Here is a 26,973-nt window from a genome sequence, read left to right on the forward strand (position 1 = left end):
GGACTATTACGACTGCTATTTATCGCTCAATATCAATGGCGAAAGTTCGGTAATAACGCTGGAATACCTGGCAACATACCAACCACAGCCATCACACCGGTAAGTACGACAAACATGACCGTGGGAATAATCCAGCGGCTCATTTTGCTCAAGCTAGCACTACGCTCTTTTGAGCCAATCAAACCTAAGTTATCAAGTAATAAGGTAATTGACCACCCAAAGGCTGGGTTAACCAATGCAGAGGCAAAGACCACAATGGCAGCAGACTGCGTGGTTTTGCCTTCACGCGTCATCTCCATTCCTGCTTCTAATAGTGGAATAAAGACCCCGACAATTAAAGCCACACATAACACCGGCTCCCAAATCGCCAAGTCCATGGGATAACCCCAAACACCAGCGATAACACAGAACACAGCGGTCAACACTGCACCAGCAGGAATAGGACGTTTGGCGATTGCCGCAGGGACAATGTAGGTGCCCCATGACGACGCAAAGTTAGCACCGCCCAGTACCGAGCCTGCAACCTGTCGAACGGAGGCACTGACCATAGTGTCATCAATATCCATCAAAACCTTTTCGGTGCGCTTAGGGTAGCTGATCTTTTGAAATACTTGATGACCTAAGAAATCTGGTGACCACATCGCTACAGCCAATACCGCAAAAGGCAGCACCACAATAAAGCTCTCGACGGTCGGTAAGCCTAACATCCAACCCGTATTCTCTCCCCACCAGTACATCGGACTCATAGGCGGCAAACCTGGTCCGGTCTTAAACTCAAATGGTGCACCCAATGCAAAAGCAACACCGCCACCGAGCAAGCAGCTAAGGGGTACCGCAAGCCAGCGCTTTTGGAAACTCTCTAAAACGGCATACAGGACAATTGTGAGTAAAATCACAATAAAAGCGATATGAGACATACCGATACTTTCTGACCAAGCAAAAAGATTTTTGACTTGCGAGGTGGTACCGATAAAGCCTAGATATATCAGCAGACCACCGCACACCCCTTTACTGGTCAAGTTCGCCAGTAAGCTGCCCCCTTTACTAATCGCCAGTAAGAGACCAAAAAAACCAATGAGTAAACCAAAAGCCATCGGATGTCCACCGGCAGCAACCACAATCGGAATCAAAGGAATCAGCGGACCGTGGGTACCCGCAAGGTTAGCCGTTGGTAGAAAAAACCCTGAAAATAAAATAATAAAGACCGAGACAATCAACAGCTCATAACGTACGTTCTCTAACACAAATGCATCGCCCAAACCTAGAGGACCTGCAAATGTGGCAGCAATGGCACCCACCATCACTACTTTACCAATCGTTGCCGCCATCGCCGGAATGGTATCTTCATACTCAAAACGATAATCACGAAACGGCAAATTAGCACGCCAGCGTTTAGGCTTCATGATTTGTAATTCATGCTCAAGATAGGCATCACGGTTCTTAAAACTGGCGCTTGGCTTATGCAGATCAACATAACTGCCTGTCAATTCTTGATCGTAATCGGAAGGATTTGGTGGCTGCGGATTAGATCCTGAAGCGGGGATCTGAGTGTTGCTCATCACATCTCCTTATGTTAGCTGAGGTTTTTATTGCGTGCTTGATGACTTATTTGCACAAAATTGTATGTGAAATAGGCCATCGGGCACAAAATTGCGTCTATTGTATGCCATCAAAACTAAGAATGCGAGTGTTGTGGAATAAAGTATTATATGGTTCTCAATGTCTGATTTGTATTTTGAGCCCTGCAGGTCGCTTCTTAACCCAGTTGATAAACGTTTGTACCTCGCTATGTCCTTTTAAACGCTCAATCGTAGGGTAATAGCTCGCGAGCTCATGATTGGCAAAAATACAGTGGACTTGACTGTGGCATGGCCGACATAGCATAGCGATATCAGCTTTCATAGCGTCACGGCTAAAGTTGCGCTGAGTGCGGCGCTTATTGTATCGAGACCGGGGCCGGGGAATAAGGTGATGGCGAGTCAGTAGCAGCTCATTACGTCCACAAAGCTCACATAATCCTTGCTCATCTACCTTGTTATCGATATTGTAGTTATCTTTTTGACAAATACGTGACATGACAGTAAGGCGCCCTATTTTATATCGGTGATCGATACTGGATCGTTATAAATATTGGTTATCAATAATACATCATTATTTTAGTTACGCTTTAAGCCTGGCGAGGTCTATTGTTTTTAATTATGATAGATATTTTTTGCTCAGCCACTATTTAATAGTAACGGCTAATAGTGAGAATCAGTGTTAAAGACGTTATGCTGTGCTGATTGACCTCTTAACACTAACAACGCTGTTTGCTATTAATTTCCGTTTGCCTGATCACTAAGACATACACTTAGCCAAGTAGAAACGACTAACAGCATTGCAACAGGCAAAAGGATAAATTTATGAGCTTATTACCCAAAAACTTTGAGACCTTGAAACGTAACGCCAAAAAAAATCTCATGCCACTGCTAACCCCGCATCTGCTTAAGTTGCGTATAAATACCTACGCCCCTTATATCGGTGCAGGTATCAAGGTCGAACATATCGATTTGGATCAAGGACTATGTGTGGTCAGTATGAGGTTTAATGCCTTCAATAAAAATATCGTAGGGACACAATTTGGCGGTAGCTTATACTCGATGGTCGATCCATTTTATATGCTCATGCTCATGCATCAACTGGGCAGCACTTATGTGGTCTGGGATAAAAGTTCAAACATCGAGTTTATTGCACCTGGTAACAGTAAAGTCAGAACACGGATGAAAATCCCTAGCACTGAGATTGCTACCATTCAAGAGCTGGCAAAAGATGGCGAGGCCGTCTTTCGCGAATATACGACTGATATCGTTGATGAGCAGCAAAAAATCATCGCAACCGTGACCAAAACCATTTACATACGCTTGCGTAAACACAGTAAATCTAAAAACCAGAGTAGCTGCATCGATAATATAGAGTCATAAAAAATAAAACCCATACATACAAAAACCCCAATCTAGCATCAGCATAGATTGGGGTTTTGTCTTTTTTGGTACGCCCACTTATTTATATGATAAACCTATGAATAAGGGCTTGTATCTACTTCTGCCTCTTCACCCTACCGTACTAATAAACGCTAAAGTGAAAGGCGAGCTTGAGCTTAAATACCAGGTGCAGTCTTAACCGCATCAGGTACGCCAGCGTCAGTTTTTTTCTGAGCAGCTTTTTTTGATGGACGGACGCCAAGCTTTTCGCGGATACGTGCTGATTTACCAGAACGCTCACGTAAGTAGTACAGTTTCGCACGGCGAACAGCACCGCGACGTTTCACTACAATGCTATCAATGATGGGTGAATGCAATTGGAATGCACGCTCAACGCCAACACCGCTTGAAGTTTTACGGACGGTAAACGCTGAGTTTAGACCGCGGTTGCGCTTAGCAATAACGACGCCTTGAAAAGCCTGTAAACGCTCACGCTCACCTTCACGTACTTTTACTTGAACCACGATGGTATCGCCGGGGGCAAAACTAGGACGCTCAAGCAATTGAGCGTTTTCAATGACCTGAACCAATGGATGCTTGTTGCTCATGAGAGTTATCTCCTCACATTAGATAATAGAGGCTTGACGCATATCACCTGTTTGTAATAAGTAATCATGCCCTTTAATACTATTTTGTATTAAATCGACACAACGTAAATTGGGTAGCAAACGGCCATTATGGTATGACCTGTTTAGTGTTGCTCAAAATTTTATTGCTTAACTGTTTATCTAACTATCAAAACCACTATTTATGAAAACAGCTCTTTATAAAAGCTACTTTTTATCTGCTTTTGCCAATGCCTTTAACCACTTAGCTTGCTGCGCCGTTGGTGTGAACGCTTGCCATAAGTCTAGACGCCGCGTTTGCGTACGTTCAACTTGCTGGCTAAAGCGCCACTTAGCGATATTGGCATGATGACCTGAGAGTAGTACCTCAGGAACTGCCATACCAGCGAACTCATGCGGCTTGGTATAGTGTGGGCAATCAAGCAAACCATCGACAAACGAGTCTTGCTCTGCTGACTTATCATCACCCATGGTATCGGGCAGACGACGTATCACACTATCCATTAGCACCATTGCTGGCAGCTCACCACCGCTCAACACATAATCGCCAAGTGACACTTCCATATCGACGTACTGCGATAATAGGCGCTCATCAATACCTTCGTAACGACCACATAACAAAATCATGCCGTCATACTCAGCCATGCTGACCACGCTACTTTCACTCAGCGTCTGCCCTTGGGGTGACATATAAATCACCGGACAGTGCGCTTTGTCTATACGGCAACCGTGTTGGCTTGCACGCAGGCGGGCGTCCTCAATAGCTTGTGACAATGGCTCGGCCATCATCACCATGCCAGGGCCCCCACCATACGGACGTTCATCAATACGGCGATAGTTGTCGGTAGTGTAATCACGCGGGTTAATACATTCAATCGTGACTTGCTCCTGAGTGACTGCGCGCCCCGTGATACCAAACTCACGAATCGACGCAAACATCTCAGGGAAAATACTAATCACGGCAAAATACATCTGAATCCCACATAAACACGTCTACATAACAACTATTACGTTAATTTAATGCTGTTAACAGTAAATTAATAAGCGCTAAATCAATAGTCGCTCGGCCAAGCTACAAGTACTGTTTTACTGGTCATATCGACCTGCATCACAGTTTGCTTGTGCCACGGTATCAAGCGTTCTTCAGCGTCTAAACTGTCCGAGTTTGCCGCTACCCGCATAAGGTCATGGGCACCGGTCTCAAACATCTCAGTAATATCGCCAAGATATTCGTCTTGCTCATTCATCACCCGAAGACCAACCAAATCCGACCAGTAATATTCGTCTTCAGCGGTTTCTGGCAGTATGTCTTGAGCAACCCAAAGGGTCACACCATTCATAGTCTCAGCGACGTTTCGGTCAGGAACTTGCTCAAACTGAGCCACAAGCCCTGTACCTTGCTGACGCCAAGACTTTACGGTCAATGGCTTCATACCAGTAGCCGTTTTCATCCACCACGATTTAATATCAAATATCGCCGCGTGGTCATCGGTATCGCTAAACACCCACAGCCAGCCTTTAATGCCATAAGGCTTTTTGAGTTGACCAATTTTCATAAGGGTATTGGCGTCTGGTACTGATGACATAACGGCTAACCTAACAGGATATAAATAGCAGTAGATAAATAGCGATTATCAAGACTTTAATTAACAAAGCGTCAATTAAAACCGTAACAATCAATTGAAACAGCGATAAACAGTTAATCGCGTACACTGGTTAAACCAGCTACGCTATGTTTTCTAAAGCCGAGCAATCAATGCTCAACGACTAGACTTAACAACTAGCAATTAAGCAGTTGCTTCAGTGCTGGCCGCAGCTTTATTGTAAGCTTTTGCTAATGAAGCAACGCGGTCTGAAGGTTGTGCGCCTTTTGCGATCCACGCGTTATACGTGTCCATATTTAAGCGTACAGCTTCTTCTGACTCTTTAGCGAGCGGGTTAAAAAAGCCAATGTTTTCAATGTAGCGACCGTCACGCGCGCGGCGTTGATCAGCAACAACTACTTGATAAAATGGGCGTTTCTTGGCACCGCCCCGTGCTAAACGAATAACAACCATGTGAATTCTCTCTTTCGCAGGTATACCAAAAAGGGCATAATTATAGCACAGTCTTATTTTATTGAAAACATAAACTGTGCATATTTAATTATTTTATAACAATAACTTAAATGTTGGTGAGTGTACAATAATATCGATAGTAACCGCTAATTATCAGCGGTTATTATAGCTAAACCAACCCTCATCTAGGCCGTTATCCTTTATTGAGTTATCCGTGACAACCCTAGCAGAGCTATTATTTAGTTATGCTATGCTATAGCAAATTGCGGCTGTGTCATAAAAGCTTGATGCTACTGATTTTAAGTTTATAAGAAGTAAAATGGCTTTCAACTATAAGCAGTACAACCTGTTATTAACTGCTCAATTCGCTGACTGCCTAATTGTTGCTAATCATCTGTTTTACCTTATTCAATAACTACAAAAACATTGGATCCTTATGACCACCCCCACTCCACAATCACACCGTAAAGGCTGGCTTGCACGTTACTATCCCAATAGCTGGTCTAACAGCTGGTTGACCACCTTGATGGTGATTTTTATTGTGATTATCAGTGTTAGTTTATCAATTTGGTTTTTTTGGCGCAGTCTGTATTTACCAGAACTGAAAAACCATGCTCGTTACTTAACCAGTGAGCTGCGTCTGATGAATAGTGCCAAAAAAGACTGGCAGGACAATCCAGAGGTGCGCCAATGGATTTATCGGCATTCGCATGTGGTAGTGGTTGACAACCCCAGTGATTTTCCACAGATTTCAGACAAAGCCTTTGTAGGGGTTTTTACCGATGTACTACAACAGGAAATTAGCGCTCAGCTAGGTCGACCTGTGGAGGTTTATTTTAAGTTTAAGCCTACCCCACAACTATGGGTACAAGACAGTCGTGATGACAGTTTTTGGATTCGCGAACCGGTGGTTTATTACTCGCAATATAGTCCGACATTGTTAATATTGTTCTTAATCGGGCTACCGTTATTAACGCTGCTGACTATTATCTTATTGGCGCGGCAATTAAACCGTCCGTTGCGCTATCTACAGCGCGCTGCCACCAATTACATTCGCCTCGGTCACGCCACAACTTTGCCCACGCGTGCAGGTCCTACTGAAATCCGTCAAGTGAATATGGCCTTTAATCGTCTGTTTACGACACTTAATCAAGCACAAAAAGAGCGGACAATTATGCTCGCAGGTATCTCTCATGACTTGCGCACGCCCCTTACCCGCATGCGCTTAACCGCTGAGATGCTACCGGATGATTTTTTCCGTGAAGGTCTCATCTATGATATCGAGGATATGGACGCTATTTTAGAGCAGTTCATCTCATATATGAAAGATGGCTCCGATGAGCCGGTACGCCTAACCAATCTAGATGTTATCTTTAATGAGATTATGGTGCAATTTGCACCCATGAAGTTTGTTTATCAGTCAGAATGTGATAAAGCCGTGCCGGTACGCCCGCTATCGATTAAGCGCTTGGTTATTAACTTAGTCAATAACGCCAATCGTTATGGCAAACCACCGATTTATTTGTCCGCGACTGTGGTACCCACGTTTATAGAAACAGCCGTGGTAGAAGATCCTGACGTGGTTACTGAAAGTGAGGTCAATAAAGAAGCACAAGAGCAATTAATGATTTGCGTACGTGACTGTGGTAGCGGGGTGGCAGAAGATCAGTTAGAGCGTATCATGCAGCCATTTGAGCGCGGCGAGACTGCTCGTACCACCCAAGGTAGCGGGCTGGGTCTGGCTATCGTTAGCCGTATTGCAGGGTTGCACCATGGCACAGTTGAGGCCATTAATCATCCGGATGGCGGATTACAAGTTTGTGTAAGAATCCCTTTAATTTCTAAAGTCGCTGGAGATGACACATTAGCAGCTCAGGCGAAAGACTTACCTGTCCCTAATAATAGGGTAAATGGTGAAGACTATTAGAAAGAAGCTATTATAAAAATCCATTGAAAAAAAGCCGTAAAGACGTTGCTATCAAAAGGCTTATGATATCAAAAAGAGGACTCTATTAAAAAGATGCGGGCTAACACACGACTATAGATAAGTCAGTATCAGTCTTTACTGCCGATAGGTGGCGGAAGAAGCTTTGCGCTATTGGTAAAAGGTAGCGGGCGGGTTATTTCAGCTTGCGCGATCTGTAAGCTCTGAGTGATGGTCGGCTGCTGAGCAAATAGATAGTAACCAAGCGTTATAGCATTCAATAGTACCAAACCGCCAAATAAATACGGCATCCTCTGTTCTCCTATACTTTTTAAATTACAATAAAAGTTAATCGCTCTAGTTTGTTATTGTTTAATCAGTTGCTTTTGGCCAATTAATATCTAATCCGTTGTTATTTATAGCCATTATTATAGAAAGAGCTCAACCTGAGTAATTAGTGTGTTTTGAACCTATGACCATAGCTCTGACAAAGACTACTTGTGAATACTTAACAAGCCCTAGTAATGATTATGGATAATGTTACCCACACAAGTATTTAAGTCTGTCTTATTGAGCATCAAAATCACGGTCACTTTTTTCTTGTGTTAGCTCATCGGCAACGATAGTTTGAGTCAAAGGTTTAATGGGCCAAGTCATCACAAATCGCGCGCCGCCAAGTTCTTGGCTTTCATCTACTTTCATACTACCATTAAACCAGAATGCAATACGTGACACGATAGACAAGCCCAGCCCATAGCCACCTGATGCGCGCGTACGGCTGTCATCTAGACGTGAAAATGGAATAAAGACCTTTTCACGATCAGCCTCTGCAATACCCTGTCCATCGTCCTCAACACTAACGAAGGCATTGCCTTTTTTGACCCCAGCGCTAATAATAATAGTGGTCTCTGCATAACGCAAAGCATTACCGGCAAGGTTTTGAATAACGCGATGTAAGTAACGTCTATCCGCTACCGCCGTTACTTTAGCATTTGGCGGATTACCGACAATTTTAATAGGCTTGCCTAAGGCATTGGTCTCACGCTCAATCTGCTCAACCAGCTCTTTAAGATTTACTGGCTCTAAGTCTAATTTCGGCGAGCCCTCTTCAAGCTTAGCATAAGTTAACATCTCATCAATTAGCCCGTTAAGCGACTCAATATCCTCATCAATATAATCGCGCTGCGTGAAGCGTGAGTCTTCATCGTCCGTGTCTGCTAACATATCTACCGCAAAGCGAATACGCGCAACGGGCGTACGCAGCTCATGTGAAACCGCGCGAGTCAGTTCGCGCTGTGACTCCATTAACCGTTTAATATGAGCTGTCATCGCATTGAAAGTGGCCGACAGACGGGAAATCTCATCTTGACCGATAACCTGTACTTGACTGTCTAGATTGCCTTTACTGACTTCATCAACCCCTACTTGGATCAGCTGTAATTTACGCTCCAGCGGAAAAATCAGTGCATAGACACCCAGACTGATCAAAAACATGCTGATAAGTACCATGCTGATAATCAAATTAAGTGGAAACCAGTTAAATAATGGCACAGGACCCATTAAGATCGCCATATCATTAATCTCGGATGGCACAATAATTTTGATAGATGAGCTACCCTGACTGGTGTTGGTATTCTCTAATAAGATAACCACCTCGTCACGGCGCAAGCGTGCCATTTGATCATTATCTAAATTTAGTGTGTTCACTCCTTTAAAGCTTAAAGGAAAAGAAAACTTTTTTTCTAGCTCTGCTAAACGATCGCGCTTGGCGGATAGCGTCGTATAATAAGACAAGTCGTCTAACAAAAACACGGCCATCGCACGCACTTGTTGTTCTGAGACTTGCGATATTCTCGCTGTTAAGACATTGTTGCCATCTGGTAGGCGATGATAAACATCGGCATATGTAGGCTGGGTGACATAACGTACTACCGTGCCATCGTTATCAAACCGGCGTAACTCACTGGCGTTAAAGTCGACCTCATTGATAGGCACGATACGAAAATTCGAACCAAATAAACTACTGGCATCAGACAACCAGTATTCACGCTGGGTTTTGTCATCTTGGTTAGAAATTCCTTCACTGACCAAATAAAAAGCGCCAGTTGCCATATTTTCGCGATAGGACTGCACACGCTCTTTATTGATAGTATCCATTAATAGCTGCGCAAATAATGCCACACATAAGCAGACGATTAATAATCCAGCATAAATACGAACAAAAATACTGTGTTTTAAAGAAGAGACTAATGACATACGTGCTGTGACCAACCTATTGAATAATTTGTTGACTAATTATGACTACCTGAGCATAAAATTAGAGCGTGGATTCTAACGCTTAATTAAACCACATAATGTGCTATTTAAGTTTAAAAGATTAACTTTCATCCGTAAAAAAAACCAGCACAATGCTGGTTCTTTATCTTACTATAACTGGTTATAAATTTATCAAGGCTGGCTTAATAAAACTAGTTGCCTTCTTTTACGAATAAGTAGCCTTTGCTACGTACGGTTTTAATACGTTTTGGATTCTCTGGATCATCGCCAATCTTAGGGCGAATACGTGAGATACGCACGTCAATAGAACGATCTTGACCATCATATTCGATGCCGCGTAGACGCTCAAAGATGTCTTCACGTGATAAGATACGACCCGCATTAGAGGCAAGTAACCACAATAAATCATACTCAGCACTGGTGAAGTCGATTAATTCATCATTTAAGGTCACTGAACGCCCGCCATTATCAATGACTAAGTCACCAAACTCTAAGCGCTGTGGTACATCTTCTGATGGGGCATTTTCCGAGCGGCGTAGTAAGGCACGAATACGCGCTAACAGTACACGTGGCTGAGCAGGCTTAGCGACATAATCATCTGCCCCCATCTCAAGGCCGAGTACCTGATCCATATCTTCGGTACGTGCGGTGAGCATCAAAATAGGGTTTTGATAATGCGGGCGAACTTCACGGCACACCGTCAAACCATCGCTACCAGGAAGCATAACATCGAGCACTACTAAATCCGGCTGTTCATTAACGATACGGCGAATAGCACGATTACCGTCAGTTTCAATCGCTACTTCCAAGCCATTTTTGACCAAATAGTCTTGGGTCAACATAGCCAGACGCTCATCATCCTCAACAATCAAAATTCGGGGAGTGTTGTCTTCTTCAGTCATTGACATTGTTATATCCTCTAATGTAGAAAAATTAATAGCAGGGAAGTTAATAGCACAATAAAGTGGAACAATTCATGTCCGTATAGATGGTACAAACTTGGTAGCACAGTATACTATCAAACGCACAGCTTCCTATACTATAGCCTATTGTCGTTAACAAAACCTATAAACAACTTATAATAAAACTTTAGTTGTCATCCAAAATCCATCTGTTTTACACCGTTCAAACGACAAATGATAGTACTGTTTAGTTATTGACTATAAAGCTAGCAAAAAAACATTCAGACATTTACTAAAACATTACTGTTGCCCTAATATAACTAAATATTATAACTACCGCTAGTGACTTCAATAATGACTGATATATTGACCGGCCATTATCACTTTAATATTAGAAACACCTAGATATTTTACTAACCATTGTTTTGCTAGCCACGGTTTTTTAGCGGCTAGTTTGCTACTCTCTATTTTGCGAGACTTAGTAAAAAACAACAATAAAAAAACAGCCCATAATGGACTGTTTTTTTATTGTGCTAATACATATCGTTCAAAAAATCTGAAGCAGATATTGTTAGGCACGGTTTTGGTACTTACGAATGGTCTGTAGCTGAGCCACCGATTCTGCCAATGAAGCTAAGGCAGCGTTAGTTTGTACGGTATCAGACTGGTTGACCAGCATTTGCTCGGCTTTTCTGCGGGCTTCAACGATTTTACTTTCGTCGAGGTTATGCGCGCGCATTGCGGTATCTGCTAGTACAGTCACCATCTTCGGTTGTACTTCTAGCACTCCGCCTGAGACATAGATAACGACTTCTTCGCCATCCGGTTTCTGCAACCGCATTGCGCCAGGTTTTAGCAAAGTAATAAGCGGAGTGTGGCCTAGTAGCACACCAACTTCGCCCTCGCTACCCGTAGCGATCAACATGCTGATTTCGCCTGAGTATAACTCTTCACGGGCACTTACGACACGACATTGAAACGTTGCCATCCCTCTCTCCTTACTATGATAACTGCTATAAAAACTGCTGGGCGCTACGCTGCTGTTAGCAAATAGACTGTTTCTAGCCTATTTGCCAATCAACTTGGAGGTATGAATACCTTACTTTGAAGCAGATTTCATTTTTTCAGCTTTAGCGACCACTTCGTCAATTCCGCCAGCCATATAGAATGCTTGTTCTGGTAGATCATCGTACTCACCGGCGATGATTGCTTTAAAGCCAGCAATAGTGTCGCGTAGTGCCACGTATTTACCAGGGGCGCCAGTAAAGACTTCGGCCACATGGAAAGGCTGTGATAAGAAGCGCTGGATTTTACGCGCACGATAAACGGTTAGTTTGTCTTCTTCTGATAGCTCATCCATGCCCAAAATAGCAATGATATCTTTTAGTTCTTTATAGCTCTGCAATACTTCTTGCACGCCGCGAGCCACATTATAATGCTCTTCGCTAATAATTTGTGGATCTAGCTGACGTGATGTTGAATCGAGTGGATCAACCGCAGGATAGATACCTTGTGAGGCAATATCACGGTTCAGTACGACCGTAGCATCCAAGTGAGCAAAGGTAGTCGCAGGTGATGGATCCGTCAAGTCATCCGCTGGTACATATACGGCTTGTATTGAAGTAATTGAACCTGATTGCGTTGAAGTAATACGCTCTTGTAGCATGCCCATCTCTTCAGCAAGTGTTGGCTGATAACCAACCGCTGATGGCATACGGCCTAGCAGAGCGGATACTTCAGTACCGGCAAGCGTATAACGATAGATGTTATCAACAAAGAATAAGACGTCACGACCTTTACCCGTTTCAGGATCTTTGGTGTCACGGAAATACTCGGCCATGGTGAGACCAGACAGCGCAACACGTAGACGGTTACCCGGTGGCTCATTCATCTGACCATAAATCATCGCCACTTTAGACTTAGTGAAGTCTTCGGTATTTACAACGCCCGCTTCTTGCATTTCGTGATAGAAGTCATTCCCTTCACGCGTACGTTCACCAACACCCGCAAACACTGACAAGCCTTCGTGTTTAAGAGCGATGTTGTTGATCAATTCCATTATGTTGACGGTTTTACCAACACCAGCACCACCAAACAGACCCACTTTACCACCTTTCGCAAACGGGCAAAGTAGATCGATTACTTTAATGCCGGTCTCTAATAGCTCAGTACTGTTTGATTGGTCCGCATAGCTTGGCGCTTCACGGTGGATCGACCATTTAGTGTCAGCGATTACGGGACCTTCTTCATCGATAGGACGACCAAGAACATCCATGATACGACCAAGCGTACCCACGCCTACCGGTACAGAAATAGGGGCACCAGTATTCGTGACGGTTAGGTTACGCTTTAGGCCTTCAGTTGAGCCCATCGCAATAGTACGTACAATACCATCCCCTATTTGTTGCTGTACTTCTAAGGTAGTTTCGGTACCATCTACTTGCAAAGCATGATAAATTTGAGGTACTTCGTCATGGCTGAACTCAACGTCAAGAACCGCGCCAATAATCTGTACAATACGACCGCTACTCATTGCGTTCTCCTTGAACTTCTATATATAGGTGGTGTCAATTATGAAACAGCAGCAGCGCCGCCAACGATTTCCGAGATTTCTCGGGTAATCGCTGCTTGACGCAGCTTGTTGTAAATCAACTGTAAATCGTTAATTAGGTCGCCAGCATTATCTGTTGCCGCTTTCATAGCGACCATACGTGACGACTGCTCAGAGGCAATGTTTTCCATTACTGCTTGATAGACAATCGACTCAATATAGCGCCCTAGCAGACTATCTATCAAAGTCTCGATATCAGGCTCATAGATATAATCCCAGCTTAGTTCAGTCTGCATGCCACTGTCTTCATCAGCAAACGATTCCTCTGGTAAAGGTACCAGCTGAGTGACGGTTGGCTTTTGGGTCATCGCATTAACGAACTGGTTATACACCACATAGATACGGTCTATTTTACCGTTCTCATAATCGTCAAGCATGGCTTGAACCGGTGCGTTTAGCTGCTCAAACGTCGGTTTATCACCATAGTTAGTCACGGCTGAGGTGACTTTACCACCAAAACTCTTGAAGAAACTAACACCTTTTGCGCCAATAACAGCAAACTCAGCTTGTACAGACTGGTCTTGATAGTTTTTAATACTTTTGCTTAGAGCTTTGAATAAATTAATATTCAAACCACCCGCCAAACCACGGTCGGACGTGATGACAATATAGCCTACTTTATTGACCGGACGCGATACCATATACGGATGTTTATAGTCTGATGAAGCATGCACCAAATGTGAAATAACCCGGCGCATACTATCAGCATACGGGCGACCCACAACCATGCGCTCTTGGGCACGGCGCATCTTACTCGCGGCCACCATTTGCATGGCACGGGTAATTTTCTGGGTGCTTTTAATACTGGTGACTTTGGCACGTATTTCTTTTAAGCTTGCCATAATGATTCCAATATAAGAGGGTTAAAAAAGCATTGGCGAATGCAACAATATTTAATATAAAGTACTGTACTAATTTCTTGTAGCACTACGCGGTCACATGCCGTTGGTTGCGTGCAAAGCGGCACGACTGTCATTCTGCTTGAAGACACCGCGCCGCTTTACAAGCTTTAAATTACAAAGCCTCTGAACTAAACAAACTTTAAATTAACAGCTCTTTAGTTATAACACTACAGCTACAACCAACCAAACCGGCTTAACCCGTTAAATTAATAACTGTGGTTTTGTTTAAAAGTCTCAACCGCTGACTTTAAACGACCTGCAATATCATCATTATAATTTGCAGTGTCATCAATCTCTTTCATCAAGTCGGCTTGCTCATCATGCATATAACGTAAGTAGCTTTCTTCAAAAGAACCGATTTTATTAATAGGAACGTCTGATAAGAAACCTTCGTTTGACGCGTAAATCACTGCCGCTTGCTCAGAGATAGACATCGGCTGATACTGTTTCTGCTTCATCAGTTCAGTCACGCGCTCACCATGATCAAGCTGTGCACGAGTGGCATCATCAAGGTCAGATGCAAACTGAGCAAATGCGGCCAATTCACGATATTGTGCTAAAGCGGTACGGATACCACCCGCCAGTTTCTTAATAATCTTAGTCTGCGCCGCACCACCTACACGAGATACCGAAATACCCGCGTTCACAGCCGGACGGATACCTGAGTTAAATAGGCTTGATTCTAAGAAAATCTGACCATCAGTGATTGAAATCACGTTGGTTGGTACGAATGCTGATACGTCACCCGCTTGGGTTTCGATAATCGGTAGCCCAGTTAAAGAACCGGTTTTACCAACCACTTCACCATTGGTGAATTTTTCTACATATTCAGCGTTGACGCGTGATGCACGCTCAAGCAGACGTGAATGGAGATAGAATACATCACCAGGATAAGCTTCACGACCTGGCGGACGACGTAATAGTAGTGAGATTTGACGATAAGCAACCGCTTGTTTTGATAAGTCATCAAATACAATCAATGCATCTTCGCCGCGGTCACGAAAGTATTCGCCCATCGTACAACCTGAGTACGGTGCAATATACTGAAGTGCTGCTGGCTCTGAAGCTGAAGCAACCACTACTGTGGTGTATTCAAGCGCGCCGGTTTGTTCGAGCTTACGCACAACGTTAGCAATAGTAGAGCGTTTTTGACCGATGGCCACATACACACACTTAATGCCAGACGTTTTTTGCGCGATGATGGTATCGATAGCCATTGCTGTTTTACCAGTCTGACGGTCACCAATGATAAGCTCACGCTGACCACGGCCAATCGGAATCATGGTATCAACGGCTTTATAACCGGTCATTACTGGCTGATCTACTGACTGACGTTCAATAACGCCTGGGGCGATTTTTTCGACTTTGTCAGTCATTTTAGCATTGATAGGACCTTTGCCATCAATAGGATTACCTAAGGCATCAACAACACGGCCTAGCAGCTCAGGGCCTACGGGTACTTCAAGAATACGACCAGTACAATAGGCTTTTTGGCCTTCTTGTAGTTTTAGATAATCGCCTAGTACGACCGCACCGACAGAATCACGCTCTAAGTTAAGCGCCATTCCATAGATTTCGCCTTCAAACTCAATCATTTCGCCATACATGGCATCTTCAAGACCATGAATCTGCACGATACCGTCAGATACTTTGACAATCGTGCCTTCATTCTTTGCAGTTGCACCCGCATCAAGGTCTTGAATACGCTGCTTAATCAGGTTACTGATTTCCGCTGGATTCAATTGTTGCATTGCCTGGTTTCCTTTAATTTATGATAACCCGCCCACTGACTTAAATGCTCTACTTATTACTCAAACTATTGTCACGCCGACCTGACTTAACTGGTAAACGTTGATGAGTAGATAAATAACATTAGGCCGTTAGCTGTGTTTTTAACTGTTGTAACTTGCCGCGCATAGAATCATCGATAATTTTGTCACCGATTTTGATAGTAGCGCCTGCCAAAAGACTAGGATCAACCGTTTCGTGAATTACCACACTAGCATTTAGTGAGGCGGCAAGACGCGTTTCGAATAGCTCACGCTGCGCGTCGGTCAATGGATAGGCAGAAGTCACATAAGCGTTAAGCTGTTTTAAGCTTAGAGCCTTGTGACGACGATAATGCTCATAAACTTCAGGAAGCAGTGCCAGACGCTCTTGCGCTGACAGCTGATGAACGAAGTTGCTAAGCGCTGTTGATACTTTCGGGTAGCTGGCAGTGCTGTCGTGACGATGCCCTTGGGTATTATTCAATAACACCCTAAAGGCAGACTCATTAGCGCCGGCTACTTGTGTATCATACAGATCGACCAAAGCGGCTGACTTATGCTCAGCAGAAACGGCTGGATTGTCTAGCCATGTGTGGAACGACTTATCATTGACAATCGTACTGGCAATAAACAAGAAGTTTTCCCACTCATTTACTACCCCGTTCTCATTGGCATAGTCAAACGCGGCTTTAGCGTAGGGTCGTGCTAAGGTTGATAAGTCAGCCATTATATCCTCACTATTACAGCTTCGCCGCCAGTTGGTCTAACATGCTGGCATGTTTTTGCATATCGACTTTCTCTTGCAAAATCTTCTCAGCACCAAGTACCGCAAGCTCTGCGACTTGGGCACGTAATGACTCACGTGCCTGATTGATCTCTTGATCGATAGACGCTTGTGCTTGTTGACGGATACGTTCGCCTTCCACTTGGGCTTGCGATTTGGCATCTTCAACGAGCTGGTTGGCACTCTTGTTCGCTTGCTCAATTAAAGCAGCAGCTTTGGTCTTAGCGATGTCAAGCTCCTGCTGTACATCTTGCTCCGCGGTGGCCAAATCTGCTTTTGCTTTTTCCGCCGCATCTAGACCGTCAGCAATTTTACGCTGACGCTCATTAATTGCGCCGATAAGTGGTGGCCACACGAATTTCATGCAAAAAACCACAAATATTGCAAAAGCAATGGCTTGACCGATGAGGGTAGAATTGATATTCACGTGATCACCTCTTTGTTAATGAAAAGTCAGTTTCATTGACCATGTTTGACAGTCAAACATTTACAACTGAGATTTCAGACTAAGCGCCTAGAGGGTTTGCAAATAACAATAGCATAGCAATACCAACACCAATCATCGGTACGGCATCAAGTAGGCCGGCCACGATGAACATACGAGTTTGCAACTGTGAGCCAAGCTCTGGCTGACGGGCAACACCTTCTAAGAATTTGCCACCTAAAATAGCGAAACCAATACCGGTACCAAGTGCGCCTAAACCGATAAGCAACGCTACTGCGATAACTGTGTAACCATCTAAGGTTGCTTGCGCTAATATTACTGGATCCATTGATGTATCCTCATTTACCTATTGAATGTCTAATTAATGTTCAGTTGATGATGCAAGCGACATATAAACTATCGTCAACATCATAAATACGAACGCTTGAAGTGTAATAATCAAAATGTGGAAAATAGCCCACGGTACTGATAACGCCCACTGAATCCAAAACGGCATTAGGGCAATCAATACAAAAATCAGCTCCCCAGCATACATGTTACCGAATAGACGCAAACCTAATGAGATAGGCTTAGCAATCAAGGTAACAAATTCTAAGATAAAGTTGATGGGGATTAAAACCGCTTGTACGATAGGATTTTTGGCGCTAAACGGATGTAGCGTTAATTCGCCAACAAAACCACCAAGGCCCTTTTCTTTAATGCTATAAAAGATAATCAGCGCAAAGACAGAGAATGACATGCCCAGCGTGACGTTAGGATCAGTGGTTGGAACGATCTTGAAGAACACATTATGTGGGTCATATCCCATCGCCGCACCGATTTGTCCAGCAATGCTTGGGATGAAGTCAACGGGTATCAAATCCATCAAGTTCATTAAGAAGATCCACACAAAGATGGTCAGCGCTAAAGGCGCAATCAACTTTGAGGTACCACTATACGAATCACGAACGTTGTTATCAACAAACTCAACGATCATCTCAACGGCGGTTTGTAGCTTACCCGGCACGCCTGTAGTGACTTTTTTGGCAACCCTCCAAAAGACGGCACAAAATAAAATGCCCAGACCAATTGACCACAGCATAGAGTCAAGGTGAATGGCATTAAAGCCCATCTGCCCCGCTTCTTCAGCAGTATGCGCGACCTTCCAGCCTTCGCCCGGCAGATAGCCATACGTCCAATTCGTTAAGTGGTGAGAGATATATTCTGATGATGTTTGTTGCTCGGCTGCCATAATTTAAGCTTCTTATTAATCAACGATTTAATCAACTACCAAAAAAAACGGTTGTCATCTGATGAGTAGGTTAGCGTTTCTATCCACACGGTGTTAAATAACCACTTCTTTGAGCACTCATCGCCTAAGTTGTGCTTTATCTATCGTGTGCAAATTGTATGACGCTAAAACTATCATGTAACCAACAACATCCAACCCATAAATCTAATGTAAGTGCCTGTTTTGCTAGTAGTTATTCACTAGCGATTGATAAATTTTGGCTATCAAAAAAGGGCTTGTGATTATTCATTACCAGCCCTTGGCACTTGCACCTAAAATTATCATGTTTGTGTCTGCTTATATCCTTCTATTGCGATAGGCGCTCAAGACAGCGCACATAAGCAGAATAATTAGCCGTCTATCTTAATGCAGCGTTGTATTCGTGTAAAGTCAATTATGTGTTTTTTACCCGCTGTACAAGTCGGGCATCGCTATTAGCGTTTATTAATATAGGTTTGCGTCATTAATTAAATTGTAAGACTTTGTTTATAAGCGACTATTAATATCCAAACTATGTCTTACCTGTCATGATACTTTTATGTTTTATGCCGATTTTGATGACTCATACTACTGTTTTTACAGTCATTATACGGCTAGCGTATGTACGATAACATTAAACTGTGGCTAAGCTGCATTACTATGAAACCGACGAACAGCGCAGGTGCTGACAAAGGTTGTACCATAATAAAAATCAGTGCGAAGCCAAGCACCGTCAGTAGCCATTTGACCATTTGACCCCGATATAACTGGCTGACAATATGTCGGCGCGCGCGATATCCGGTACGCCAAAAAATAAATCCAGCAAAAACGGCTTGAGTGGCAAAGCTCAATAGTGCACCTATAGCGCTACTCTTTGCTACGACTAGCTCACTGTGCAGCCAAAAAATATCTAACATCGAAGCAATGACAATCAGGATGAATAGTACCCATACTTGGCGCTTGAGATAGAGGCTAATTTTATCTTTTTGCGTGCGTTTGGCAGGCTTGGTCATTAGCTATCCTATAGCATTGGTATAATAACCACCGCGTTGGGATAAGGTAGCATATTTACGACAAGTTTATCGGTAAGCGACTCACTATGCTCATGTCATTTCAGCAATGTCACTTTAGAGATGCCACTTTAAAGATGTCGCTTTTTTGCCAACATAAAACGCCACTTATTATAGTGAGCGCTCGACCTTTAAGCAAGTAAAATGTAACGTTTGTCAACCATTTAGTTCAAAAGACGCCAGTGATTTATTTGTCAGTAAAACCATGACACGCTCAACGCTAATGATGAGTCCCTTAGATAGAAGAGTGTAAGCGAGCCACTTTATAATTTTTTCATTAGATGCGAAGTATTTACGAAATACAACGACGAATCTGCTGCGCCATAATGCTCCAGCCGGCCACAAAGTCTTTACTCATACTCATATCTTCTACTTGTACAGTTGTATTGACAGGTTGCAACTTTGCAATCAAACCTTTAGCAGGCTCACTTTGAGCGACCAAACACATCTGTTTAGCTGGACGCTGCTCATTAAGCCAACGTAACTGACTGGCCTTAGGGGATAGATGTTCATCAGCAGTCAAACTACCAGCGTATTGCAACTGCATGGGTTTTTCCATATATTGATAAGAATCATGATAAGCCCAATAAGGTCGTTTTTTTTGTGAGATGTTCTGTGCCGCTACTGCCTTGTCCATGCGCTGGGCAAATTTTTGTACATTTTCCTGATAAAGCTTTTTGTATTCCGGATTGGCATGGCTATGAATGACTGCCAGTGCGCGGGTAATGGCTTTAGCATTGTCAGGATCTAGCCAAATATGCGGATCTAACGTGCCAGCAATAGGAACTCCTTTTACATCACGTAGCGGATGACGATCAAAGGCATTAAAATTAAATAACGCAATGCCATTGGGCGCGGTATTCAAACTTGACGCTAGACTATTCTCTAGAGACTCGCCAAACCACACGACAAACTTACTGTCTTGAATGGCCTTAATATCACCCGGACTAATGCTGCCATGATGTCCAATATCCCCTGCTTGTAATAGTCGATTTGCTGATGGCGCGCCTTCAGTCACAGCCTCACTTAATAAAAATAGCGGGTAATTACTGACGCTCACTGTAGCGGCTTGTGCACTCATCGCTAATGAACTTAATATCATAAGTGCCGCGGTCAGCAGACGTTGCGGCTGTATCATTGAGTGCCAAAATTTATTGAAAGATGAAGTGGTAAAAAAGGACTTAGGGTCTAGAAAATTATTTATAACATTATCGTTATTTTGACGATGAAAAGTCATGCGTAAGTAGTCCTGTTAAATAGATAGGAATAATAAGAGTTATGTTTTTCTAATCTCCATTATGTTATACTATAACAATTAAAATTGCTAACTTATTTTTCGGAGCCTGAATAGTGTCCATTACTTCATCTGCCTGTGAGTCATCTGCCAATGACCACGTAGACGATAGTCACGCACATGACAGTCATGTGCACGATGTGCAAGACTTTACGCAACATGATGTGGCCGAGCGGCTGGTAGCAGCCAAAGAACAGTGTCGTACACGTGGCGTGCGCTTTACGCCCTTACGTCAGCAGATATATGCGCTGGTGTTACAAGCCAATAAGCCTGTTGGCGCTTATGATCTCATCACTCAATTACAGCAAGCACGTTTATTAGACAGTGATAATGAGACTGATACCGCAAAAAATGTAGCGCCACCGACGGTTTATCGCAGTTTAGAGTTCTTGTTAAGCGAGGGTCTGATTCATCAGCTGACCTCAATTAATGCTTATGTTCCTTGCTGTCACCCGCGTGCCCAGCATACGGCTGCGTTCTTAATATGTGATCAGTGCCAACGCGTGCAAGAATGTAGTAGCTTGCCAGTACAAGAAATGATGAGCTTCACTGAGCAAGATATTGGCTTTACTGTTGCCCGTAGTGTCATTGAGCTGAGTGGTCGCTGCCAAGGGTGTCAATAAGGCCATGCAAAATATTCTTCTATTCATTTTTAAACTATTAGCTGCCAACTCATGAAGCATTCTGTATCGCCATCTAAACAACCGTTATCTAAGCAGACGCCTGTGTTTACCGCAGAGCATGGAAAGCCATTACTTACTTTGAGTGATGTCAGTTACCATATTGGGCCACAACGTTTGGTATCGCATATTAGTATTGACATGGCGATTAATGAAACTATGAGTCTCGTTGGCCCTAATGGTGCTGGCAAGTCAACGTTGGTGAAGCTTATATTAGGTCTAATTACACCTACTAAGGGTCAAATTATTGCGCATGAGCCGCTGCAACTGGGCTATGTGCCACAACGCTTTGCGGTACCGCCTATCTTACCCCTACGGGTACAAGATTTATTGGCACAAGCGGATAAGCGACGTTTAAATGACGAGCAGCGGCAGTTTATTTTTGATAACTTGTCTTTAAATCATTTATTACCGCGGCAAATGTTGCACTTGTCCGGCGGCGAGACCCAGCGCGTATTACTAGCACGCGCCTTATTGGATAAACCCAATTTATTAATTTTGGATGAACCCATGCAAGGGCTTGACCCTGATACGGAGGTTTGGCTCTATCAGTTTATTGATGAGTTGCCAGAGTTTTTACGCTGTGCCATGTTAGTAGTGTCCCATGATTTGCATTGGGTGATGAAAGGAAGCCGACGGGTAATTTGTCTTAACAAGCATATTTGTTGCGAAGGTCAGCCCAGTGAACTTGCTATCAGCACTGAGTTTCAAAAGCTGTTTGGTCATCATTATGAGCAACCCTACGTACATCAGCCGCACGCCTGTGAGCACCAAGCACCAAGTGAGTTGTCGTAATCAAACCCATATAAATTTACCAGCTGGTAAACTATTTCCCATTGCCTTACTTATTTTTTATTAGGTTCTCTATTAAAATTTTTATTAAGCTCTTTATTAACGAAGTCTAACGGACCTTTTTATGACCGCTTGGTTAGCTATCATTGCCCCTGCTTGGATTGCCGGCAGTATTTTGGCCCTGCTATCCGCGCCCCTTGGTTGTCTCGTACTGTGGCGGCGCATGGCATTTTTTGCAGATGCTTTAGCACATGGAACGCTACTTGGCGTCGCGTTAGCGGTCTGGTGGCAACTGCCGATGGGCATTGGTATCGCTATGGTTAGCGTCATGGTGGTATTGGGACTGGTGCTAATTGATGATGAGCGGCTTCCCGCTGATGCGGTATTGGCTGTAGTCGCGGTATCCTTACTGTGTTTGGGACTATTGGCATTGACTCAGCTTACCAATCAGCAAGCCAATGTATTAGGCTTCTTATTTGGTAACTTACTTGAGCTTGATTGGGCGGATTTACCGTTACTGGCCGGCAGTGTACTGGTTGGTTTAGGGTTACTCACTTATATTTGGCCGGCGCAAATCAAACTGGCGACTCATGAAGCTTTAGCCCGTATTCAAGGGATTAACCCGACACGGCAACGACTGTTCTTTATGGGCGTATTGGCAGGATTCTGTGCCATTGCCTTGCAAGCGGTTGGTAGCTTATTGATTAGTGGCTTGCTGGTATTACCAGCATTAACAGCGCGCCTATATTCAACGTCGCCAAAACAAATGGTGATTGTAGCGCTGATTGTTGCTCAACTCGGTGTTACTCTAGGGGTTTGGGGCAGTATCTGGCTGGATATACAGACCGGATTGACTATTGTATTGGTATTAGCGATTTTGTTTTTCGCCGCGCTAATGATTTCTAAATTAGCAACCTCAAAATTAATGCCTTCAAAATTTTGGTCGGCACGTCGTTAAATAAACCGCTATCCTTCCTAGCTGAACGCTTATCACTTTGTTTTATCGAACTTTTTTTATAAATATCGCTAGAGATTTCATTAGTTTTATGTTATAAATTTGCCTGAATTTTATCAGCAAAACCTTATAACAACTGCTGTATAAAACAGTTAAATATGTTGGTGGTATGAGTTACTAGGTTATATAAGTTATTAAATAGAGACCTCAATGGGTTAGGATTGGATGGAATGGATAACATCAAAAATGAGAAGTAAAAATCAAAGTCTTGCTTATCTATACCCGCTCTTTGACAGCATCCGCTGTTTTAGTTTGATAAAGGACTGACCATGCTAGGCTATCCTGCCCGTAAGATCAGCACGCCAGATGAGCACGTAAACATCTTGCAGATTACTGATTTACATTTAGCTTCCTACTATCCTATCAGTGGCAATCCTATTGCTGACAGTATTATTGCTGACAACGATGGCCCAACTGACTCTATTTGTCAGAATAATTTTGAAGCGGCCCTCAAGCAAGCGTTAAGCGAAGATATTCGCTGTGATTTAATCTTGGTCACCGGCGACTTAGTGAATCAAGTACAATCGGCTATCTATGATCATATTTTTGAGATATTAGAGGCAACCAATATTCCTTTTGCCTGTATTGCTGGCAACCATGACGTGACCGATGAAATGGTTACTGAACAGCCATTTTTTCAACGAGAACTGATCGCTCAATCTGCTGATAGTCGTCTACTCAGTCGCCATGTAATTGATACTGACTACTGGCAATTGCTATTACTGGACTCTGCTATTCCCGGCAAAGTCACTGGCGAGGTTACCAATACTGATATTGACTGGTTATGTGATCAGCTGAAAGCTTGCGATAAGCCAGCCTTGATTGCGATACATCATCACGTGATACCGATGAGATCCGATTGGATAGATGCCCACATTGCGGAGAATACAGAGAATTTTTGGCAACGTATGATGCCCTTTGAGCATCTACGGGTCATTATCAGCGGTCATACTCATCAAGAACAAGTCCGCTATCGCCAAGGTGTTACCGTCTACAGCACACCATCCACATGCTACCAATTTAAACCTTATGAAGATGATTTTACGGTTGATAAAAATGCGCGGCCCGGTTACCGCTGGTTGCAATTGGCCAACAAGGGACAGGTTGCAAGCTGGGTCAAAAGATTGGATACTTGACGGCCAGTTTTATTGGCCTAAATAAGATATTAAACTGAATAACCTGTTAGCCTAAATAATAGTGACATTATATATGGCTGATAATGCTTGACTCATATAAGATTAGAAGTACCATGCATTACTATACTAGTAACTATTAAGTAGCTGCCAAAGTTAAGAATCGCTTCATTATTAATAAGAAAGACGATGACGTTACTAAAATAGAATAAAAACCTTATCGTCTAACCCTTCAGTATCGCCCAAGGCTGGATGCTAGGCAAGATTATAATAGCAATTATAACCACTAAGAGGGCTACATTGACCACCCGCTAAGTATTCGCAATCAGTAATTTGTAGCATTATTTTAGCAGTACTATTTAAATAAAAATGTGCATAACAATATACATGACAACTTTAGTAGTGATATAGGCATACCGATATAAACGTATCATTATAAATGTACTATAAAATTAGCCGTGTTACTTGCGTTACCAAGTGGTGAAACGTTCTATAAAAGGACAGTTTATAACGTTTGGAAAATTTACAACGTCTTGTCTTTTAAAATGTCGTTTTGTTGAATTAATTTGTAAAATTAGGATACCCATATGAGCACCCTGACCACGAATCCGAGTGATGTTAAATTTACCCCTTATGTGCCTGCCAAAGACGAAGAGTATATGTCTGATGCGCAGTTAGAGCATTTTAAGGCTATTTTATTGGATTGGAAGCATCAGCTGATTGGCGAAGCTGACCGCACGAAGACTTATATCCAAGATGAGTCAAGCGCTATGCCAGACATTAATGACCGCGCTACTCAAGAAGAAGAATTTGCGTTAACGCTACGTACACGTGACCGCGAACGTAAGCTCATTCGCAAAATTGACAAGTCCATGGCAGAAATTGAAAATGACGACTATGGATTTTGTGAAACTTGCGGGGTAGAAATTGGCCTACGTCGTTTAGAAGCCCGTCCGACCGCGACCCAATGTATTGATTGTAAGACTTTATCTGAAATTAAAGAGCGCCAGAACCAAGGTGCTTAAATTAGGTGTAGTCAGTTCACAATAAAAGAGAGTCGTGTATAGCAGCGTGCTACTGGTATAAATTTTTCTGGCGTGCTGTTCGCAAGCGGGACAGAGGCTGCAAAACGTTTGTTACAGTAGCATCCCAGTAGCACTGTATCGTTTTTAAATTGAATCGACTATATAACTAAAGTACGTATAACAACGAGCGACCCTATCATTGGTCGCTCGTTGCGTTTTATGAAATAGTTCTATGCTTGTTAAGTAGCTACTATCATTAAGTGCCCCCTAACAAATTAACTGCTTGCTAACAAAATAAGAGCACTTAATAAATATCTTTTTATAGCCACCTTCTTTATCCTATCCAAATCCTTCTACTTTCGACAGTTGCTTACTTTGACACTCATAAATAATCATATTCATACTCATGTCCAAACCCCAACGCCAGCAGCACAAGTGCAGCCTATTGGACGCTTTGCGCCTTCTCCGACTGGTGAGCTACACCTTGGCTCATTAACCACGGCACTTGCCAGTTATTGCCACATTAAATCAATAGGTGGAAAATGGCTGCTGCGTATGGAAGATACTGACACCGCACGCTGTGACAACCAGTTTACCGAACAAATACTGATAGACTTAGAAGTGTTAGGGCTGCATTGGGATGGCGATGTTATCTATCAATCTGAGCGTATTGATATCTACAATAATTACTTATCGACAGTGCTACATCCGCTAACCTATGGCTGTCAATGCTCACGTAAAAGTCTGGCACAGTTTTGGGAACAACAGTGTTGGGAGCAACAAGAGTTAGAACAACAGAATGGCCAACAAGATAACACGGTAAATAGCACAGACCCCAAAAGCGTGAAGGATGCATTGATTCGTAAACAATGTTATCCGCGTTGCTGTATAGACACCAATCTTGATCGCCAGCAGCATAAGCTACGTATACAACTGCCTGATTATACCATTGGTTTTATGGATGGCATTCAAGGGATGCAATGGAGCAATCCACAGCAAACTTTAGGGGATATGGTAGTACGACGTCAAAATGGCATGATTAATTATATTTTGGCAGCCAGTATTGATGACGGCCTACAACAGGTCACCCATATCATGCGCGGCTTAGATATTTTACCGCTAACCACTGCGCAAATTAGCATCATGCAGTCGGCAAATCTGCCCAGCATCGACCATTGGTATCATCTGCCTTTAATATGCAACGCTGAAGGACAAAAGCTCTCCAAGCAAAATCTTGCCCAGCCTATCGATACTGGTAATCCAAGTGAGCTGATCGCAACTGCCTTACAAATGTTACAACAACCCCCTGTTGATATGGACACGCCAGCACACATGCTCGAGCAAGCGGTTACTCAATGGGATAACACCCCTCTGCAAAGCCAAACTCATTTAAATATACCCACGCTCTAAAAAGCAAAAAGCGCCGCTGCTTGCGACGCTTTATCCATACTCTTACCT

The 26,973-nt window shown here is 43.2% G+C and carries 27 protein-coding genes; 8 read left to right on the forward strand and 19 right to left on the reverse strand.

All coding sequences use genetic code 11. From position 1 onward, the window contains the following. Window positions 1–32 precede the first annotated feature (32 nt). Both U1P77_RS10270 and U1P77_RS10275 read right to left on the reverse strand, forming a co-directional pair. Window positions 33–1,559 carry a DUF3360 family protein gene (locus U1P77_RS10270; protein ID WP_321154906.1) on the reverse strand — a complete coding sequence of 509 codons (1,527 nt, stop codon included), beginning with the start codon at window positions 1,557–1,559 and terminating at the stop codon, window positions 33–35. Between the two features lie 157 nt (window positions 1,560–1,716). Beyond that, complete coding sequence (locus U1P77_RS10275; RefSeq protein WP_321154907.1) at window positions 1,717–2,076, reverse strand: hypothetical protein; 360 nt, start codon at window positions 2,074–2,076, stop codon at window positions 1,717–1,719. Window positions 2,077–2,402: 326 nt separating this feature from the next. Here U1P77_RS10275 and U1P77_RS10280 point away from each other — a divergent pair, with 326 nt between their 5' ends. Then, on the forward strand, window positions 2,403–2,960 hold the full coding sequence (locus tag U1P77_RS10280; protein WP_321154908.1) for a DUF4442 domain-containing protein: 558 nt from the start codon (window positions 2,403–2,405) through the stop codon (window positions 2,958–2,960). A 176-nt stretch (window positions 2,961–3,136) separates the two neighbouring features. Here U1P77_RS10280 and rplS read toward each other — a convergent pair whose 3' ends face one another. The 4 genes from rplS to rpsP form a co-directional block, all read right to left on the reverse strand. Continuing rightward, window positions 3,137–3,568, reverse strand: coding sequence for a 50S ribosomal protein L19 (rplS, locus tag U1P77_RS10285; RefSeq protein ID WP_321154909.1), 432 nt, complete (start codon window positions 3,566–3,568; stop codon window positions 3,137–3,139). A gap of 225 nt (window positions 3,569–3,793) precedes the next feature. After that, complete coding sequence (gene trmD / locus U1P77_RS10290; RefSeq protein ID WP_321154910.1) at window positions 3,794–4,558, reverse strand: tRNA (guanosine(37)-N1)-methyltransferase TrmD; 765 nt, start codon at window positions 4,556–4,558, stop codon at window positions 3,794–3,796. 80 nt (window positions 4,559–4,638) lie between these two features. After that, the gene (rimM, locus tag U1P77_RS10295) at window positions 4,639–5,172 is read right to left on the reverse strand and encodes a ribosome maturation factor RimM (RefSeq protein ID WP_321154911.1); all 534 of its coding nucleotides are present in this window, start codon (window positions 5,170–5,172) and stop codon (window positions 4,639–4,641) included. Between the two features lie 201 nt (window positions 5,173–5,373). Continuing rightward, window positions 5,374–5,643 carry a 30S ribosomal protein S16 gene (gene rpsP / locus U1P77_RS10300; protein WP_201555692.1) on the reverse strand — a complete coding sequence of 90 codons (270 nt, stop codon included), beginning with the start codon at window positions 5,641–5,643 and terminating at the stop codon, window positions 5,374–5,376. Between the two features lie 436 nt (window positions 5,644–6,079). Here rpsP and U1P77_RS10305 point away from each other — a divergent pair, with 436 nt between their 5' ends. Continuing rightward, the gene (locus tag U1P77_RS10305) at window positions 6,080–7,570 is read left to right on the forward strand and encodes an ATP-binding protein (protein ID WP_321154912.1); all 1,491 of its coding nucleotides are present in this window, start codon (window positions 6,080–6,082) and stop codon (window positions 7,568–7,570) included. A gap of 128 nt (window positions 7,571–7,698) precedes the next feature. On the opposite strand, the gene U1P77_RS10310 is transcribed toward U1P77_RS10305, so the two are convergent. From U1P77_RS10310 to U1P77_RS10370, 13 genes are all read right to left on the reverse strand, one after another. Beyond that, entirely contained in the window at window positions 7,699–7,878 is a 180-nt protein-coding gene (locus U1P77_RS10310; protein ID WP_321154913.1) for a hypothetical protein, read from the reverse strand. Between the two features lie 256 nt (window positions 7,879–8,134). After that, on the reverse strand, window positions 8,135–9,823 hold the full coding sequence (locus U1P77_RS10315) for an ATP-binding protein (protein ID WP_321154914.1): 1,689 nt from the start codon (window positions 9,821–9,823) through the stop codon (window positions 8,135–8,137). A 212-nt stretch (window positions 9,824–10,035) separates the two neighbouring features. Continuing rightward, window positions 10,036–10,746 carry a response regulator gene (locus U1P77_RS10320; protein WP_321156676.1) on the reverse strand — a complete coding sequence of 237 codons (711 nt, stop codon included), beginning with the start codon at window positions 10,744–10,746 and terminating at the stop codon, window positions 10,036–10,038. Between the two features lie 571 nt (window positions 10,747–11,317). Continuing rightward, window positions 11,318–11,734, reverse strand: a complete 417-nt coding sequence (locus U1P77_RS10325; protein ID WP_321154915.1) for a F0F1 ATP synthase subunit epsilon — start codon at window positions 11,732–11,734, stop codon at window positions 11,318–11,320. Between the two features lie 111 nt (window positions 11,735–11,845). Then, on the reverse strand, window positions 11,846–13,279 hold the full coding sequence (gene atpD / locus U1P77_RS10330) for a F0F1 ATP synthase subunit beta (RefSeq protein ID WP_321154916.1): 1,434 nt from the start codon (window positions 13,277–13,279) through the stop codon (window positions 11,846–11,848). Window positions 13,280–13,317: 38 nt separating this feature from the next. Next, window positions 13,318–14,199 (reverse strand): F0F1 ATP synthase subunit gamma, encoded by an 882-nt coding sequence (gene atpG / locus U1P77_RS10335; RefSeq protein WP_321154917.1) that lies wholly within the window; start codon window positions 14,197–14,199, stop codon window positions 13,318–13,320. Window positions 14,200–14,465: 266 nt separating this feature from the next. Beyond that, entirely contained in the window at window positions 14,466–16,010 is a 1,545-nt protein-coding gene (atpA, locus tag U1P77_RS10340; protein ID WP_321154918.1) for a F0F1 ATP synthase subunit alpha, read from the reverse strand. A 121-nt stretch (window positions 16,011–16,131) separates the two neighbouring features. Continuing rightward, window positions 16,132–16,755: a F0F1 ATP synthase subunit delta gene (locus U1P77_RS10345; RefSeq protein WP_321154919.1), complete on the reverse strand. Its 624-nt coding sequence runs from the start codon at window positions 16,753–16,755 to the stop codon at window positions 16,132–16,134. Window positions 16,756–16,768: 13 nt separating this feature from the next. Beyond that, window positions 16,769–17,239: a F0F1 ATP synthase subunit B gene (locus tag U1P77_RS10350; protein ID WP_321154920.1), complete on the reverse strand. Its 471-nt coding sequence runs from the start codon at window positions 17,237–17,239 to the stop codon at window positions 16,769–16,771. Window positions 17,240–17,318: 79 nt separating this feature from the next. Beyond that, complete coding sequence (gene atpE, locus U1P77_RS10355) at window positions 17,319–17,585, reverse strand: F0F1 ATP synthase subunit C (RefSeq protein ID WP_321154921.1); 267 nt, start codon at window positions 17,583–17,585, stop codon at window positions 17,319–17,321. A gap of 33 nt (window positions 17,586–17,618) precedes the next feature. Continuing rightward, a complete protein-coding gene (gene atpB / locus U1P77_RS10360; protein WP_321154922.1) occupies window positions 17,619–18,488 on the reverse strand; it encodes a F0F1 ATP synthase subunit A in 870 nt (289 codons plus the stop codon). Between the two features lie 632 nt (window positions 18,489–19,120). Further along, complete coding sequence (locus tag U1P77_RS10365; RefSeq protein ID WP_321154923.1) at window positions 19,121–19,519, reverse strand: ATP synthase subunit I; 399 nt, start codon at window positions 19,517–19,519, stop codon at window positions 19,121–19,123. Window positions 19,520–19,868: 349 nt separating this feature from the next. Then, complete coding sequence (locus U1P77_RS10370) at window positions 19,869–20,714, reverse strand: metal ABC transporter solute-binding protein, Zn/Mn family (protein ID WP_321154924.1); 846 nt, start codon at window positions 20,712–20,714, stop codon at window positions 19,869–19,871. Between the two features lie 212 nt (window positions 20,715–20,926). Here U1P77_RS10370 and U1P77_RS10375 point away from each other — a divergent pair, with 212 nt between their 5' ends. The 6 genes from U1P77_RS10375 to gluQRS all read left to right on the forward strand — a co-directional run bounded on the left by U1P77_RS10375 (window position 20,927) and on the right by gluQRS (window position 26,925). Beyond that, window positions 20,927–21,493, forward strand: coding sequence for a transcriptional repressor (locus tag U1P77_RS10375; protein ID WP_414479009.1), 567 nt, complete (start codon window positions 20,927–20,929; stop codon window positions 21,491–21,493). 51 nt (window positions 21,494–21,544) lie between these two features. Further along, on the forward strand, window positions 21,545–22,345 hold the full coding sequence (locus U1P77_RS10380) for a metal ABC transporter ATP-binding protein (protein WP_321154925.1): 801 nt from the start codon (window positions 21,545–21,547) through the stop codon (window positions 22,343–22,345). 121 nt (window positions 22,346–22,466) lie between these two features. Then, window positions 22,467–23,300 carry a metal ABC transporter permease gene (locus U1P77_RS10385; protein ID WP_321154926.1) on the forward strand — a complete coding sequence of 278 codons (834 nt, stop codon included), beginning with the start codon at window positions 22,467–22,469 and terminating at the stop codon, window positions 23,298–23,300. Between the two features lie 326 nt (window positions 23,301–23,626). Next, a complete protein-coding gene (locus U1P77_RS10390) occupies window positions 23,627–24,493 on the forward strand; it encodes a metallophosphoesterase (RefSeq protein ID WP_321154927.1) in 867 nt (288 codons plus the stop codon). 584 nt (window positions 24,494–25,077) lie between these two features. Beyond that, complete coding sequence (gene dksA, locus U1P77_RS10395; protein WP_201555709.1) at window positions 25,078–25,515, forward strand: RNA polymerase-binding protein DksA; 438 nt, start codon at window positions 25,078–25,080, stop codon at window positions 25,513–25,515. A 384-nt stretch (window positions 25,516–25,899) separates the two neighbouring features. Beyond that, window positions 25,900–26,925 (forward strand): tRNA glutamyl-Q(34) synthetase GluQRS, encoded by a 1,026-nt coding sequence (gene gluQRS, locus U1P77_RS10400; protein WP_321156678.1) that lies wholly within the window; start codon window positions 25,900–25,902, stop codon window positions 26,923–26,925. Window positions 26,926–26,973: the final 48 nt, after the last annotated feature.

Origin of the sequence: Psychrobacter sp. LV10R520-6 (assembly GCF_900182925.1) — a bacterium.
Lineage (GTDB): Bacteria > Pseudomonadota > Gammaproteobacteria > Pseudomonadales > Moraxellaceae > Psychrobacter.